17 protein-coding genes and 1 tRNA gene are annotated in these 15,770 nt (G+C 41.8%); 9 read left to right on the forward strand and 9 right to left on the reverse strand.

Going from position 1 to position 15,770, the window contains the following annotated elements; translation table 11 throughout:
- Positions 1 to 8 precede the first annotated feature (8 nt).
- The 6 genes from N477_RS10285 (at position 9) to N477_RS10310 (ending at position 6,019) form a co-directional block, all read left to right on the forward strand.
- Positions 9 to 818, forward strand: coding sequence for a molecular chaperone (locus N477_RS10285; RefSeq protein WP_081216329.1), 810 nt, complete (start codon positions 9 to 11; stop codon positions 816 to 818).
- Between the two features lie 4 nt (positions 819 to 822).
- A complete protein-coding gene (locus tag N477_RS10290; RefSeq protein ID WP_063360366.1) occupies positions 823 to 3,735 on the forward strand; it encodes a SpaA isopeptide-forming pilin-related protein in 2,913 nt (970 codons plus the stop codon).
- A gap of 128 nt (positions 3,736 to 3,863) precedes the next feature.
- Complete coding sequence (locus N477_RS10295) at positions 3,864 to 4,454, forward strand: FlgO family outer membrane protein (RefSeq protein ID WP_063360365.1); 591 nt, start codon at positions 3,864 to 3,866, stop codon at positions 4,452 to 4,454.
- A gap of 11 nt (positions 4,455 to 4,465) precedes the next feature.
- The gene (locus N477_RS10300; protein WP_063360364.1) at positions 4,466 to 5,122 is read left to right on the forward strand and encodes a FlgO family outer membrane protein; all 657 of its coding nucleotides are present in this window, start codon (positions 4,466 to 4,468) and stop codon (positions 5,120 to 5,122) included.
- A gap of 5 nt (positions 5,123 to 5,127) precedes the next feature.
- On the forward strand, positions 5,128 to 5,769 hold the full coding sequence (locus N477_RS10305) for a FlgO family outer membrane protein (RefSeq protein WP_063360363.1): 642 nt from the start codon (positions 5,128 to 5,130) through the stop codon (positions 5,767 to 5,769).
- A 175-nt stretch (positions 5,770 to 5,944) separates the two neighbouring features.
- Positions 5,945 to 6,019, forward strand: a tRNA-Arg gene (locus N477_RS10310).
- Positions 6,020 to 6,051: 32 nt separating this feature from the next.
- On the opposite strand, the gene N477_RS10315 is transcribed toward N477_RS10310, so the two are convergent.
- Positions 6,052 to 7,242, reverse strand: a complete 1,191-nt coding sequence (locus N477_RS10315) for a flagellar assembly protein T N-terminal domain-containing protein (protein WP_063360362.1) — start codon at positions 7,240 to 7,242, stop codon at positions 6,052 to 6,054.
- Between the two features lie 131 nt (positions 7,243 to 7,373).
- On the opposite strand from N477_RS10315, the gene N477_RS10320 reads away from it, so the two are divergent.
- On the forward strand, positions 7,374 to 7,844 hold the full coding sequence (locus N477_RS10320) for an LPP20 family lipoprotein (protein WP_063360361.1): 471 nt from the start codon (positions 7,374 to 7,376) through the stop codon (positions 7,842 to 7,844).
- Between the two features lie 53 nt (positions 7,845 to 7,897).
- On the opposite strand, the gene flgN is transcribed toward N477_RS10320, so the two are convergent.
- From flgN to flgA, 3 genes are all read right to left on the reverse strand, one after another.
- On the reverse strand, positions 7,898 to 8,326 hold the full coding sequence (gene flgN, locus N477_RS10325; protein ID WP_063360360.1) for a flagellar export chaperone FlgN: 429 nt from the start codon (positions 8,324 to 8,326) through the stop codon (positions 7,898 to 7,900).
- Complete coding sequence (gene flgM, locus N477_RS10330) at positions 8,319 to 8,642, reverse strand: flagellar biosynthesis anti-sigma factor FlgM (protein WP_063360359.1); 324 nt, start codon at positions 8,640 to 8,642, stop codon at positions 8,319 to 8,321. The genes flgN and flgM overlap by 8 nt, the downstream gene beginning before the upstream one ends.
- 71 nt (positions 8,643 to 8,713) lie before the next feature.
- Positions 8,714 to 9,421 carry a flagellar basal body P-ring formation chaperone FlgA gene (gene flgA, locus N477_RS10335; RefSeq protein ID WP_063360358.1) on the reverse strand — a complete coding sequence of 236 codons (708 nt, stop codon included), beginning with the start codon at positions 9,419 to 9,421 and terminating at the stop codon, positions 8,714 to 8,716.
- Between the two features lie 140 nt (positions 9,422 to 9,561).
- Between flgA and N477_RS10340 the strand changes: the two genes are divergently transcribed.
- Together N477_RS10340 and N477_RS10345 are read left to right on the forward strand one after the other, a co-directional pair.
- Positions 9,562 to 10,494, forward strand: coding sequence for a chemotaxis protein CheV (locus N477_RS10340; RefSeq protein WP_039608536.1), 933 nt, complete (start codon positions 9,562 to 9,564; stop codon positions 10,492 to 10,494).
- A gap of 16 nt (positions 10,495 to 10,510) precedes the next feature.
- Complete coding sequence (locus tag N477_RS10345) at positions 10,511 to 11,344, forward strand: CheR family methyltransferase (protein ID WP_063360357.1); 834 nt, start codon at positions 10,511 to 10,513, stop codon at positions 11,342 to 11,344.
- A 29-nt stretch (positions 11,345 to 11,373) separates the two neighbouring features.
- On the opposite strand, the gene N477_RS10350 is transcribed toward N477_RS10345, so the two are convergent.
- The 5 genes from N477_RS10350 to ettA form a co-directional block, all read right to left on the reverse strand.
- Complete coding sequence (locus N477_RS10350; protein WP_063360356.1) at positions 11,374 to 12,543, reverse strand: glutathionylspermidine synthase family protein; 1,170 nt, start codon at positions 12,541 to 12,543, stop codon at positions 11,374 to 11,376.
- A 28-nt stretch (positions 12,544 to 12,571) separates the two neighbouring features.
- Positions 12,572 to 13,165, reverse strand: coding sequence for a DUF1190 domain-containing protein (locus tag N477_RS10355; protein WP_063360355.1), 594 nt, complete (start codon positions 13,163 to 13,165; stop codon positions 12,572 to 12,574).
- Positions 13,166 to 13,174: 9 nt separating this feature from the next.
- Complete coding sequence (locus N477_RS10360) at positions 13,175 to 13,579, reverse strand: DUF350 domain-containing protein (RefSeq protein WP_063360354.1); 405 nt, start codon at positions 13,577 to 13,579, stop codon at positions 13,175 to 13,177.
- Between the two features lie 23 nt (positions 13,580 to 13,602).
- Positions 13,603 to 13,965, reverse strand: coding sequence for a PilZ domain-containing protein (locus tag N477_RS10365; protein WP_063360353.1), 363 nt, complete (start codon positions 13,963 to 13,965; stop codon positions 13,603 to 13,605).
- Between the two features lie 111 nt (positions 13,966 to 14,076).
- Positions 14,077 to 15,741: an energy-dependent translational throttle protein EttA gene (ettA, locus tag N477_RS10370; RefSeq protein ID WP_063360352.1), complete on the reverse strand. Its 1,665-nt coding sequence runs from the start codon at positions 15,739 to 15,741 to the stop codon at positions 14,077 to 14,079.
- Positions 15,742 to 15,770: the final 29 nt, after the last annotated feature.

A 15,770-nucleotide genomic window follows, 5' to 3' on the forward strand; every position in this document is an offset into this window, starting at 1 on the left:
TAAGTTTTATGAAAAAGTATTTTTTAATGATAGGTTCTTTGGCCATCTTGCTTTTTTGCCAGATTGCTCAGGCTTCTTTAATGATATCGCCTACACGAGTTGTATTTGATGATCGCCAACGTACTGCAAAAGTATTCTTAATCAACAACAGTAACGAAGCAAAAACGTATCGTTTAGGATGGAAAGAAAAGCAAGCTTTGCCTGCTGGTGGATACCGAGATCTTCTTCCCGAACAAGTGGGGCCATGGAAACTCAGCCATTTAATGAGAGTGACACCAAGGCAAGTTCACCTCGAGGCTGGAGAGCGCCAAGTAGTAAAGTTAGCCTTGCGCCGCAAACAAGGTATGAGTAGCGGTGAATATCGCTCTCACTTGTTATTTCAAGCTCTGCCGACAGAAAAGCAAAGTCAGTCTGAGGTTATAGGGGTAAGCTTGAATATGATTTTAAGCTATAGTATCCCTGTGGTTTATCGCAAAGGTACATTGCCGCCTGAAGTAGAAATAACTTCAGCCAAGCGCGCGACAGATGTGACTGGCAAGCCAGTAATTTTGATTGGCATGTATAGACAAGGCAATGCTAGTTCATTAGGTAAACTGCAAGCAGATTGGAAGCCTGAAGGTACTAAGCAGTGGCATAACATAGCAACTGCTAACAATTATGCCATTTACCCAGAAGTAAAGAATGCGCATGTTGAGCTTAATATTATTACAGGAAAAGTTTTTACTGGTAATGGGCAGCTTAGGGTAACTTATACTGGGCAGGCTGAATTTCACGATCATGCTTTTTCGCAGCGTACATTTGATATCACCGCTCAGTAATTAAGTGTTTGTTAGAGGTTATATTACTGCTCTATTAGGGCTCTGTTTTGTCGCTCCTACTATCTGCTTCGCTAACCTAGTTGGCGATCGAGCGAAAACGGAGCTTGTTAGCAGCTATGGTGATGGTCGCATCCAAAGTGGGGAAGAACTCTTCTTCTCGTTGTATATTAAAGACCATTATATTTCTGAAGTATTTGCAGTGAAGAGTGAGCAAGGTGTCTTACTTGAATTGCAAAGCTTGTTTTCCGCTTTAGACTTTGCAATTGCGATAGATGATAGTGGGCAGAGATATACGGGATGGTACATTAATGAAGCGCAGCGTTTCGAGCTAGATATAACACAGCGTAAGGTTTCTGTATCTGAGAAAGTAGCCAATCTTACTTTACGTGATTTTTCTGAACGTCATGATGAGCTTTATGTTGAAGCGGTCTTACTTGCTGATTGGTTTGGATTAAAACTCAATATAGATTATCAAGATCTGAAAATTCTGATTCACAGTGAGCAACCGCTACCAGTTGAAATGCGTATTGCGAGACAAAACCGTCATTTTGTTACTGATTCATCCCCCCAAACGCCTGTTTTACCTTGGAAAGAAACACCTTATCAAGCATGGAGTCCACCTTTGGTTGATATTCAATCCTCTTTGGTTACAACTAACAACAAAGAAAACTATGCATCGATTTCTTTACTGGGAAGTCAAGATGTTGCGTTTTGGAATGCAAATTATTTCCTCAGTGGTCGTTCAGGAGAACTTCTTGGTGAAAGTCGTTTAAATTTGACTCGCGAAGAGGAAGAGGGGGTTTATGTAGGTTCGATTAAAGCAACACAGCTGGAGGTAGGCGATGTATTAGAAACTCGTATAGGTGGGAACTATCGAGCCTTATATTCGCGAGGAGTCAGGGTGAGTGATCGACCGCTTTATAAGCAGATAGATACACAAACGGTTAGGATCAGTGGTGCGATACAAGTCGGTTGGGATGTGGAGCTGTATCATAATGGTATCATGATTGACCAAAGACTGAGTGTACAATCAGGGTTGTATATTTTTGAGCCTATTGAGCTTTACTTTGGAAGTAATGAATTTGAATTGGTGATGTATGGGCCACAAGGTCAAGTACAGCAAGATAGTCGGTCTTATTATGTGGCAGGAGGACATCTTTCAAAAGGTGAAGGCTACTTTGATTCATCAATTGTTGAATCCGGCAAAACAGTATTAGATGAATCTACCAGTATCTCGGGTGTATCAGGATGGAATATACTGAGTCGATACGATTATGGAGTTAGTGATGATATATCGATATATTCAGGTATACGTTTAGGGTTGGAAGGACAAGATAATGTTTATCAGCTCAGTGCAGGTTTAGGGTTTGATATATGGAATAAAGGCATATTAAACTTTGATTTTAATCGCGATGAGCAAGGAGCACAGCAGCTATTACTACAAGGTAGGACACAGCTTAATCAGCATGCCTTGAGTGCTGTTGTGACAGACAGTAAAACCGGTGAGGATGCTAACGGCTTGTACCAACAGCATATTCAAGAGCTTGTCTTGCGCGCAACGGGAAACATATATAACCATAATCATTTTCGGCTAAATTATCAAAATTCAATGAATTGGCGAAGAGATTCTGAAGATACAGACTTTTTGGCTTCGAATGTATTATCTATGGCAACTCAGCTTGGTACTTTGAGTCATCAACTAGATTATATTCAGTCTGGAGGGCAACAGGGCCATGATATAAATGGAGTTGCTCGATGGCAAGGTCGGTTCTATGGTACTTATAGCCGTATAGGGCTTGGATATCAGGTGCATCCTATGAGTAGGCTTACTGATTACCAAATACAGTTGAGCAGGGTGATTGATGAACAGTTTGATATGGAATTTAGCTACACGAAATCCCTTATAAATGATGGCTATGAAGTTGGTGCGAACCTTAATTGGCATAATGATAAATTTAGGTTAACTGGGCAATTTAGCTACTTCCAAAATGATGACTTTCAAATTGGTTTAACGAGTCAATTTAGTTTGGGTTATGAAGGCTACAGTGATGAGTTTTTTATTACTGATAGGCGTCTTGCGAGTTCAGGAACTGTATTGATAAAGGTATTTTTAGATCAAAATAATAATGCGATATTCGACGGTAATGACATTGTTTTAAAAGGCGTAAAAATTAAATCCGTACAAGGCTTTGCGCAAGCTTTTACAGATGATAATGGCGCTGCTTTATTGGGGAATATGCCATTAAATCGTCAGACAGATATTGTCCTTGATGAAGATTCACTTCCTGATCCTTTTTACATCGCAGCCCATGATGGCCGCTCGATTACGCCTCGAAAAGGTTTTATCGCTTATTTAGAGTACCCGGTTGTTCATGCTGGTGAATTGGAAGGTATCGCTTTCCAAAAAGAATTAGGCGGTCATGAAACACCGCTAGCGTATGCTGAAATTGAGCTTGTAGATAAAAACCAGAGGGTTATAGCAACTGTGAAATCTGCATATGATGGATATTATGTATTTAGTGATATACGTCCGGGCAATTATCAAGCAAGGGTAAAACAACACTCAGAAAATAATTTTATTCAACCCGAAAAGGTCGAAGTAGTCCTCTCTAGCCAAGGAGATGTATTACTTGAAGTCGATTTAGTCGTAGAGGCAGTTGAGCCCTTAAATGGATATGTTGCTGTGGGGGGAGAGTTTAGTTCGTTAAAGGTATTGAGAGCATATGTTTCCATTTTAACACGAAAGTCTCCTCAATTGTTTTCAACTGAGCCGTTTTTTGTAAAGGATAAAAAGCGAAAAAAGTATTTACTTGGCTATGATTATTCAGAAGATGCCCAAGCAGCGGCAAGTACTTGCCTTAAATTTACCGGCAGCGGAATAAAGTGTTATACCGCGCCAATGCCAAAACCTCATTAAGCATCGCAACTTTAGAAAAGCTGTTTTAAATACAGTTTACTGCAATACACAGTATATATCTTAGCTTTTTATTGTTGTCTGGTTCGATTTTTGCATATTGAAAAAGACTAATTCAGAGGTATGAAAATATGCGATTTCTAATCTTGGTGTTTATGTTCTTGTTAGCTGGCTGCAGTTCGAGCGCTTGGCTACAACCAGAATCAGAAAAGGTTGAAAAACAAGCCCCCCCAGCGCGCAGTGTCCACAGCTATGTGGGAGAGATGGCTACGCAGCTTAGTCAGTATAGTCGACCTCTAAAGCCAGGTGCTTCAGTCGCAGTCACAAGCTTTTTTAAAGATAATGAATTAGGCGCCGATACCTTAAGTAATCAAGGCGCGGGTCTAAGCAATCAGGTGCAAGAAAGTTTTATCACCTATCTGACACAAATGGGGTTGCAGGTGGTTGAATTTCGGATGCAAAAGTCGATTAATTTATCAGAAGAAGCTGACAGTATTTTGAGTCGCGATATTGATAAACTTAAAGAGCGACATAAGTTTGACCTCATCCTCACAGGCAGCGTAAGTGAAAGCATTAATTCCTTTACGATACATGCAAGATTAATAGATATGGTCAGTAGCAAAACCGTATCTGCAGCTTCTATAAACCTACCCAAAGAAACCCTTTGGGGAGAAGAGCAAGTGCAAATGCGTGATGGCTTGCTGCACCGCAGCCAATATTAACGGAGAAAGATATGAAAAAGTATGCGTTATCACTTTTATTGCCTATGTTATTTGGCTGTATGAATACGGACAGTGAGCCATATGCGGGTAATGCGGATATGGTGGATAAAAACGCGTTTGGCAGCTCTGAGAGTCAGTTTCAAGTTCATCCTGGCGGTATGCATGGGATGACCGTTTCACAGCAAATGGCGAGCCGCAATGTGACCCATTATGTACAAAACTTAATGCAAGATATGATAGGGAATCTGCGTTATGTGAACGATAGAACGCCAATTGCGGTTGCGACCTTTGTTTTTCTCGATGAAGATTATAACTATGGCTCTTTACTCGGGAATCAGTTGTCTGAGAGCTTTGTTCATGAATTACATAATTTTGGGGTCCCTGTTGTTGACTTTAAAACCACAGATTTTATGCGTGTGACTAAACAGGGGGATTTCATTTTTAGTCGAGACTTTTTAGAGCTCTCAGATGAGCATACTTTCAATTATGTGCTAGCTGGTACATTGGCAAATCATCAAGGTGGTGTGTTGGTTAATGCACGTATCGTGGGGGTAAAAAGCAAGGCTGTTGTTGGAACTGCACAAGGTTTTTTACCGCAATCTGTCGTCAATGCGCTTCGTGATGGGATTGGTCACGATGGCATTCGCTTGGAAAGAGCAAGTAGGTAGTGGTGATGAGAACGAGTATATTGATACTGAGCTGCTTAGCGCTTATAGCTGGGTGCGAAAGCTCTCGGCACGCACAAATTGTTCCCCAAGGTCAGCAATCAGTAAAAGATCAGCAAGCGCAGCAGTTGGCAGCTTTGGCTAATGAGTTAGATTCACAGCCGGATGCTGTCTATTCAGATCCTGGGTTTGTTACCTACGAGCATAATAAACAGCTAGCTAATTATGCGGGTCAAATCGCATTAGAGTTGACAGATTCCATGACAGGGATTTCTCCCAGAGCCGTGGCGATAACGAGTTTTGTAAGCTTTGATAGAAGCCTCAGAAGGAGTAATCAGCTCGGTAATCAACTGGCTGAGTCCATGATCCATCAATTTCAGAAAATGGGCTATCCAGCGCTAGATTTTAAGTCTCATCGTGGGATTGCGGTGACAGTCAATGGCGACTTCGTTTTATCGCGTGATGCAAAAAGGCTACCAAAAAGCCCCTCACCGAGTCATGTGTTAACGGGAACAATGATCTACCGCGATCGAGGTGTTGAGGTGAATACTCGGCTACTTGATTTTGACAATAGGTTAGTGGTTGCTAGTAGCAATGTCACTATTCCCTATTTTATTCTTCACCCAAGTGCGACAGTTACTTACAAATGACAACGATGGCTACAGCCGTGGTCATCAGTTAGGCTGTTTTTCACTTTAGAGTGATTAGAGTAAATAGCTAAACGCTATTACATCTATTTTCTCAAATGACTTGTCATTGATACCATAGCACTGTTATAAATGTAATTCATAAACATATGCTTATGGTGTTTTGACACAAGTGTGTGTCCCCGTAGTTTAATGGATAAAACGGGGCCCTCCTAAGGCTTTGATGTAGGTTCGATTCCTACCGGGGACGCCATAATGCTTCTTCAATACGAAATAACAGGCCTGCTATAAAGCGTAATCCTCTGCAGGTGTGATGATTAGTTCCACAATGTCATTAATCTGAATGTTATTCATTGGCCTATTTTGAATATTCGTAGCAATCGCATTTTGTGCGTTAACCTGTGTGACTTTGACACGATTGATGGTTTGAATACTGCGAGTAAAGAATTGATTTCTTTCGCCTGCGACATCGCTACGATGTGCAATACTCAGTACTTGGCCTACCTTGAGCCCATGTGCGCGTCCTAGGTTGATGACCAACTGATCTTGGTCTTTATGAAGTATGCGTCCTCGTGTAGGTAAACACGCAAATGCTTGATTTAAATCTTGAGCGAGGCTATTGAAAACGCCTTGAATACGTTTTCCATAATCAGTATGCCAAAAAGTATCACTATATACGTCGACTATTTTGGTTTTCTCATAAGGCCAAATGCCCGTTACGCTATAGTGTTGCTGCCATACTTTGTCTTTACTGATTGCATCAAAGGCAGCAAAATCAATCTTAAAGCTTCTCACGTATTCATCATCTTGCCAAAAAGCATATTCACTATTTAACTTTTGTGTATTGGCCAAGTCTGTGATTTGGCTGAGCAAAACATATTGGCTATTGCTGGTAGCCGTCAAGCTTTCGATAAGCTTATCATCGTAATCGAAGTTTTGTGAGAAGAAAGCACGTACATTGATACTTTTATCAATAAAGGGGATAGGTTTGACCGTCATGTTACGCTGCATCAAGGTTTGATACATACGTTCACTGGCTGATTTATGTATGTCAAAAATTTGACCAAGTCTTGCTTGATGCGGTTGCATAAGCTGGCTTTGCGTAATGGTTATCTGTTTGTTGAAGGACTCTTCTGGACATTGCTGCTGTTTAGGAAAAATGTCTAGGTGAAGAGTGACACTCATCACACCGTCTTTGGTATTTTCAGATACCAGGTTGATTTCTTGTATTTCGCCATGGCTTTTTATTTTGATATGATCTTGAGCAAGTACACCATCAGCCAGAGTTTGCACACTAGAAACAGTCGCACCAGAGAAAATCAGCGCTTGTGTTATTGCATCTTGCACAGCTTCTTGTCGTGCAGCTGCTCGGTCAGCGGTATAAGCATTTGCGTACCCGGTTACTTCAAACCATTCAGCTTTGGCACCAAAGCTTAACAAACAGGCAGTGATGGCTGTAATACTCGCTCTTTTCATCGTTTAATACCGTTTCAAAACTTAGTCTATCTTATATCTATCTCAGCAAGTCCCATGCCAATCGTATTGGCTTAATTTGTGCATGTGATCAAGCACAGAAGCAAACTTATGTAATTAGGAGTCGGTAACGTATGCGTAGGTTACTTAAAGTTAGCAAAGTTTTAGCCATCAGTGTAGTTGTTGGTCTCGCAGGCTGTAGTTCAATTATCGACAAACATGTGGAATATAGTCACGTGCAACCTGATAATTACCCTGTATTAAAAGCGATTGGTTATGCACCTTTAGATGCGCAACCAGGGACAACAGACAGTGAGAAAATGTTGATGGCAATTAAGGTTTCTAAGTTGGAAGCTTACCGTGAACTTGCAGAGCAAGTGTATGGTCATCAACTGAATGCAACAACGACAGTGCGTGGTGTTGTCGCTCAAAATGACGGTCTACGAAGTCAGGTCCAAGGCGTAATAAGAGGTGCGCGTGTACTTAAATCGTATGCCGTTGGTGACATTTACACAACTGAGCTAGAATTGGACATGAAGACTGTGTATGACTTGTATATCGGTCAAGTTAAGCCTAAAAAGATTCAAAGAGTTACTTATTATTAGTTCAAGACAAAAAAGCACGGCTTCAGCCGTGCTTTTTTTACAAACCCAACAGTTTAAGCTTTCAAGTTTTTAACGAGCTCACCAACATTTTCTACTACACTGCCATCTTCTGTGTATGTAGTGGAGGTGGGTCTACCGATGAGGATCTCTTTTAACTCTCGCACTGTCATATGTGCCAAGTGTGCTGCTTTTGCATTTACTTCATTTTGATTTTTGCATTTAATAAGAAGTAAATCTATTTGCTCTGTCAAAGGGGCGACATCAGGGTTTTGAAACAACTCTTTTGGATAACTAGATAATTCCTTATCTGTTTTTTGAATGTTATTCAAAAAGGTAATTTTTTGCCGTGCAATGTCCTTGAGTCCGTCTCCATTTCTGGTGCTTAACGCAGTCAGTTCTTCATCGAGAAGCAGGGTCAAGGCTTCCAACGAGGATATTTGTGTTGTTAACTGCTGAACACACAGCTCAAGTGTTTTATCCATACAAATCAAATTCAAATGCGGCTATGTTTTTTGCGAGTTTTTCAGCATCAACTTGGTACTTTCCTTCTGCAATCGCTTTTTTAAGCTCTTCGACTTTTTTGCTATCGAATGCTGGTGCTTGTTGCGCCTTGTCTTGCAGCCCTTTCAATTGCTGCGCTTGTGGTGTCAAACTGACAGAGTCGGCTGCTGATTTTTGCTGAGCGGCAGGTTTTGCTGCTGCATTATTTGCATCATTTCTTTGCAATTCAGCACGTTGTTGCTTAATATTATTAGCAACATTGTTCGGCTGATTTTGACCGTTAATGTTATTAACCATAATAGTGACCCGTATAAATAGTTGTTTCAGTCTTTTTATCGACCATTCCACTACTAACTTTAGCAAAAATTTTAAATATTGACTGCAACGGAATCAACATCTTTTACTCTTGCCCTGATAGTTTTTCCAGATTTTACGTTTTTAACCCTAATTTGCTCTCCCAAGTTACCATCCTGTAAGGCGATTCCTTGGGTTTTAATCGCAAAATTCTTGTTCCCTGCCAAAATAATGACAGAGTCACCCTTACATACCATACATATTTGACGAAGGTTAATCGCTTTTTCTGCTTGTATGCGGCGTTTCGTTTTGCTCCCAACTAACATATCAATACTTTCTATATTGGATGCGCGAACAAAATGCTTGGGGCGCATAGCGACCTTTAAATCTTCAGCTTGTAACACCGTCCCTTTGTCAAGTTGTTGCGTTGTTACAATAACGGGATACAAGGTTTCGATTTTTACATGCACAAACTGTACCCATGTTCTTTTGTCGGTGCACCTTACTTGTACCGTGACTTGGCGATTAAAAGGTGGGCTTGCCTTACTGGATATCGCTAAAGGGGATTGGCATGGACGACTCGGGATCCTCGCATCAAGCGGTAGCGCGGATATATTAAGTACCCCTTTGGGGTCTTCAGTGCTGTGTTCTTCGACATACTTTATTGCGAGTTCCTGAATTTTTTTTGGCTCATAGGTCTGAGCGTATACAGGCTGCTTGGCTAAAAAGTAAGCCAGAATGAGAAAGAATTGAACTGCAATTGTATTTTTTAACAAACTCATGATGTTTCGACTATGCTTATGGGGTGAAACAAGGTATAAAGATTTTGCGTGAATTGCTTCACCGCTTCAAGGGCAACTTTGAATGCTATATAACAAGCAAACATTGTTCCGATAAGCTGTATTTTGAGTAGGAGAATGAAATGGCAGGTATTTTAGACTCAGTTAACCAACGAACTCAGTTGGTGGGTCAAAACCGACTTGAACTATTACTCTTTCGTTTGAAGGGGCGGCAACGCTTCGGTATCAATGTTTTTAAAGTAAGGGAAGTTCTTCAGTGTCCACCTCTTACTGCTATGCCAAAATCAAATTCATATGTGCGCGGTGTCGCGCATATTCGTGGGCAAACTATTTCTGTTATCGACATGTCTCTTGCCGTGGGCGGTCCTCCAATTGAAGACATTAAGAACTGTTTTGTGATCATTGCGGAGTACAACCGCTCCGTACAAGGGTTCTTAGTGGGTGCTGTAGAAAGAATTGTCAACATGAATTGGGAGCGAATTATGCCACCGCCATCAGGTGCGGGCAGGTATTCTTATGTGACGGCTGTGACAGAAATCGAAGAAGAGCTTGTTGAGATTCTGGATGTTGAAAAAATCTTGAATGAAATTTGCCCCATCAATACCGAGGTCAGTGAAGAGATCGTCGCTGACGGTGAAATGCAGAAAGATCTTGGTGAGCGAATCGTATTTATCGCTGATGACTCAGCGGTTGCGCGAAATCAGGTCAAACGAGCGCTTGAACCGTTGGGCGTGCAAACAGAGTTGGCTAAAAACGGTAAAGAAGCGCTAATTCGATTGAAAGAGATTGCTGAAGTTGATTGCCAAAATGACATCACAGAGCGTGTTGGCTTGCTTATCTCTGATGTTGAAATGCCTGAAATGGATGGTTATACGTTAACCGCAGAGATCAAGGCAGATCCAAAACTTGCACCTTTGCATGTCATCTTACACACATCGCTTAGTGGTGTATTCAATCAGGCTATGATTGAAAAAGTAGGTGCAGATGACTTTATTGCTAAATTTAACCCTGATGAACTGGCTTCGGCAGTGAAAAAGTGGGTCCATTGTGATTAATAACTGGTGGTAAACATTGGAAAATAAACATTTAGAGCAGAGCGAGTACGATCAGTTTCGCACCTTTTTAGAGCAGCAGTGTGGCATAGTACTTGGTGACAATAAGCTTTATTTGGTGAAAAGCCGCCTCGCGCCTTTGATGTCTCGATTTAATGTCGACTCGTTATCATCGCTAGTGACAAAAACCCTGAGCCCGCATGAAAGGCAATTGCGTGCTGCAGTTGTCGATGCAATGACGACAAACGAGACGCTGTGGTTTAGAGACCAGTATCCGTTTGAGTTACTAAAAAAGAAAATTTATCCAGAATTTAAAGATTTACGTAGACCTGTTAAAATCTGGTCAGCGGCCAGCTCGTCAGGGCAGGAGCCGTATTCAATCGCCATGTCAACGAGTGAATATCAATCCCAGAACCCTGGCGCTATGAAAATGGGGGCGCAGGTGGTGGGTACAGATATCTCTAATACTATGTTGGATATGTGTAAAAATGCAGAGTATGACGCATTGGCATTGGCCCGTGGTTTGTCGCCAGAGAGACGCAAAAAGTTCTTTATTGATAGTGGCAATGGCATGGCCAGGGTCGTTGATCCGATCCGAAAAATGGTAAATTTCCGTCATTTGAATTTGTTGGACTCCTATGCCTTACTGGGCAAGTTTGATGTGATATTCTGCCGAAATGTGCTTATTTACTTCTCGCCTGAGGTAAAAGCAAAAATTATTTCTCAGTTTGCACAAGCATTAAACCCAAATGGTTACTTATTTTTAGGCGCTTCGGAGTCAATGGCAGGGTTAAGTGATGATTTTGAAATGCTCAGGTGTAATCCTGGGATCATTTATCAGAAAAAGTCTTAAATTGAAAAGCAGCCGATAGGCTGCTTTTTTTAAGCCAAAATAATGTGTGGCACAAAGCGGCTGAGGTCTTGCGTGATAAGGCTAGGATCTGCACGTAATCCCATACCGGCAGGACTATTACCGACCACCCAGCTTCCTAACACAACATGTTCATTGGCAAATTTAGGCAGTGCTTTAAATGCTTGGTAGATAAAGCCCTCTTCACCATACTCTCCATTCGATTTGGCGAGTAGTTTACCTTCTTTGATGATTTCTATACTTGCCCCCTCACGAGAGAAAATAGGCTTTTTTACTATACCTGTGCTTGTATCGAGCAAGTGTTTTTGATCGTCAAAATATGCGGGCAACAAATTGGGGTGATTTGGAAAGTATTGCCACAGTAGCGCTAAGATGGCTTTGTTTGAGAGCAGTGACTTCCATGCTGGTTCTAACCATTGTGTAGACATGTTGTTGAGCGACTGGCCGTACTCGTCATCAAACATAAACTCCCACGGGTAGAGCTTAAAGCACCAGTCTATTTGCTTGTCATTCAAGTCAACAAATTGCTGCAAAGTATTGATGCCAATATCTTCGATAAAGGTAAATTGACAGGGAATGCCAGCTTCTAGCGCACAGCTTCTTAGATAGTCGACGGTGCCTTTATCTTCCTCTGTCTCTTTACAGCAACTAAAGTGCAGTGTTTTAGTGCGGTTAAATTTGTGAATATGTAAAAACCGCGCAATCAACTGCTCTTGAATACTATTAAATTGGTCGCTGTGCGGTGGAAGTACGCCAGTATTTACCTGCTGTTCTAACCACATCCATTGCCAGTATGCTGATTCAAATAGAGAAGTAGGCGTATCATAGTTTGCTTCTAAGAGTTTAGCTGCTGAAACGCCATCATAACAAAAGTCGAAACGTCCATATAGGTGGGGATCTTTGCGCAGCCATGAACGTCTTATCATCTGCCAGTAGGGCTCAGGGATAGCAAATCGCCGCATTAATTCGTCATCATCACATATCTTGCCTACAAGGTATAACAGCATGTCATGCAACTCTTGCGTTGGTTGTTCGATATCTCGTTCAATTTGTGAGAGGGTGAATTGGTAATACGCGCTTTCGTCCCAATAAGGAGCGCCGTGCATGGTATGAAATTTAAAACCAAGGGCATTGGCTTGGGCTTGCCAGTCAGCTCTTGGCTTAATAGGAACTCTAATCATGGTAATTTATGATGTTGTAAAGGGGGCTTTAACCGCCCCAACTTTTTGAACTGGCACTGCGACCAAATCCACCGCGACTTTTGGTGCGTGTGATTGTTTTGCTCGGTTTTGGCTTATAGTTAACTATTTTGCTTTTGACTGTGGTGGTACCCGCAGAGTTAACACTGGCGACGACACTGTTTTGCGCATTACGATACTTAAAAAAGTCATCTTTACTGCGATAGAGAGGTTTCGCACCTGAATAGTATTTGCCACTTAAAAAAGCGGCTTTCCTTTTCTTGCGCTTTTTCATCGCGTCGAGGCCTTCATCAACCGCTTCAGCGAGCAGTGCAACCATAAAACCTGCCATGACTGGTCGCCATAAGCCGCCATTATTTTCACAGCGCTCATAGCCAAAATCGCTCTCGCACAGCTGCTCAGTGGCATAACGAGGTGCTTCAGATAAATGCTGATCTTGTGCTTGTTCGTAATGAAATAGACACGATGCAGTTTCTACACCAAACGAAGTACACTCATCTACATCTTTAAAAAGCAATGCTGACTCTTCAGAATCTGAGCACCCGATCAAACCAGCCGAAGTGCCCATCATTAGGGTGAGTTTGATTTGCTTACTGCGTTTCATACTCACTCCTTAGTAGGTCATGCAGGCTGCATTGAGAATGCCCGTAGCCAATGATGCTCCACCTAAGAACAGGCCTGCGCTAATATGATTATTTTCTATTTTCTCCGACAACTTCGGCATATAAAGTCGTACTAAAAAGAAAGTAAGCAACTGCATCACACCGGCAATAATGCCCCAAATCGCAAAATCTACCAGTGACACAGCATTGACTGCAGCGCTGGCGATTGGCAATGTAAATCCAATAAGTGTACCACCGAAAGCTGCGGCAGCTGAGGGGTTGTCCTCTTTAACTAGTTTCCATTCGCAATGAGGCGTGATTTTCGTATAAACGTATAAAAAGGATAGTATTAGCAAATAGCCAATTAAAAAATATAAAATAAATGGAATAAATCCCTGTAAAGATTCCAAAATCATTATTGTATTAACCTATTATTTTATTATTCGTGAAGTAGTAAATGTTCTAGTTCTCTGTGGAGAATATCATCGTCTCCAATGTTTAATTCTATCAAACGTTTGAGATGGGTTACACTGTCGATATCTATCTGAGCACAATGCAGCCCTAAATGTGCTTCTTCAATGTGGCGAATTTCGACTTCCATGTTTATCTCTATCTCACTGCCGGGTAAATTAAATTTTAAGCTCGCTGGCTGTCCCTTCAGTGGCGAAAGCCCGGTTGGTAATGTAATAAGAGCGCCATTTAAGGACAAATCTATAATCTCGCACTGATAATCGCCTGTTGTCGTCATTAAAAAGGCGGTATTAGAAAATAAGATTCTGGAAAACTTTCTGCGTTCTGTCATAAGTCGATCTCGTCATATTGATAGTTCAAGTTTAGTCATTTTTTGGCTGACTAACCAGCTATAAAAAAGCCCTGAAATTTTTCAGGGCTTTTAAATTAATTGTGTATAGACTTAACCAATTTTTTTGTATTTGATGCGTTTAGGCTCAGCAGCCTCTGCACCAAATGTTTTCTTTAACCACTCTTCGTATTCTGTGTAGTTACCATCGAAGAAATTAATCTTCCCTTCGTCACGGTAATCTAGGATATGCGTCGCGATGCGGTCAAGGAACCAACGGTCGTGCGAGATACACATGACACAGCCTGGGAACTCTAAAATTGCATTTTCTAGTGCACGAAGCGTTTCTACGTCAAGGTCATTGGTTGGCTCATCCAGTAGGATAACGTTACCACCCGCTTTAAGTAGCTTGGCTAAATGTAAGCGGTTGCGCTCACCACCAGAAAGGTCTTTGACGAATTTTTGCTGGTCATTGCCTTTGAAGTTAAAGCGGCCCACATAGGCGCGGCTTGGGATTTCGAAATTGCCGATCTTTAAAATATCTTGGCCATTGGAAATCTCTTGGAAAACGGTATTGCCATCATCCATATTGTCACGGAACTGCTCAACAGTAGCCAGCTCAACCGTGTCACCGAGTTTGATCTCACCGCTATCTGGTTGCTCTTCACCACTTAACATTCTAAATAGTGTTGATTTACCCGCACCATTGGCACCGATAATACCGACAATCGCACCTTTTGGCATTGCGAAGCTTAAATCATCGATTAAGACACGATCGCCAAAGCCTTTTTTCAGGTTATTGACTTCGATAACTTGATCGCCCAAGCGAGGACCAGGTGGAATAAATAGCTCGTTGGTCTCATTACGTTTTTGGTAATCAGACTGCTGTAGCTCAGTAAACTGTGCCATACGCGCTTTTGATTTTGCCTGACGACCTTTAGGGTTTGAGCGCACCCACTCAAGCTCTTTCTCGATTGATTTTTGACGTGCCTTTTCAGATTTTTCTTCTTGTTTAAGACGTGCATCTTTTTGTTCAAGCCAAGACGTATAGTTACCTTCCCATGGAATACCATGGCCACGGTCTAGTTCCAAGATCCAGCCAGCAACGTTATCTAGGAAGTAACGGTCGTGGGTGATTGCAACTACTGTTCCTTCGTAATCATGTAGGAAGCGTTCAAGCCAAGCCACAGACTCAGCATCAAGGTGGTTGGTCGGTTCGTCCAGTAGCAGCATATCTGGCTTTTCAAGTAATAGACGACAAATTGCAACTCGGCGTCTTTCACCACCAGAGAGGTGTTCTATCTTGGCGTCCCACTCAGGTAAACGCAGTGCGTCAGCTGCACGCTCAAGTGCGTTGTCTAGGTTATGACCATCATGTGCTTGGATAATGGCTTCTAATTCGCCTTGCTCTTTTGCAAGTGCGTCAAAATCAGCACCGTCCATCGCGTACTCCGCATAGACTTCGTCTAAACGAGTGAGTGCATTTTTTACTTCACTTACTGCTTCTTCAATGGTTTCACGTACGGTTTTGCTTTCATCTAACACAGGCTCCTGTGGTAGGTAGCCAATTTTTGTGCCAGGTTGTGGGCGTGCCTCACCTTCAAACTCTGTATCAACGCCTGCCATAATGCGCAGTAACGTTGACTTACCCGCGCCGTTTAGACCAAGTACACCAATTTTTGCACCTGGGAAAAAACACAAAGAGATATCTTTAAGAATAGTACGCTTTGGTGGCACAACTTTGCTCACCCGCGACATTGTATAAATATATTGAGCCATGAATATAGTCCGACTTATTTTTTATTTCC

The organism is Pseudoalteromonas luteoviolacea H33-S (assembly GCF_001625695.1).
In the GTDB taxonomy this organism is placed as follows: Bacteria; Pseudomonadota; Gammaproteobacteria; order Enterobacterales; family Alteromonadaceae; genus Pseudoalteromonas; species Pseudoalteromonas luteoviolacea_B.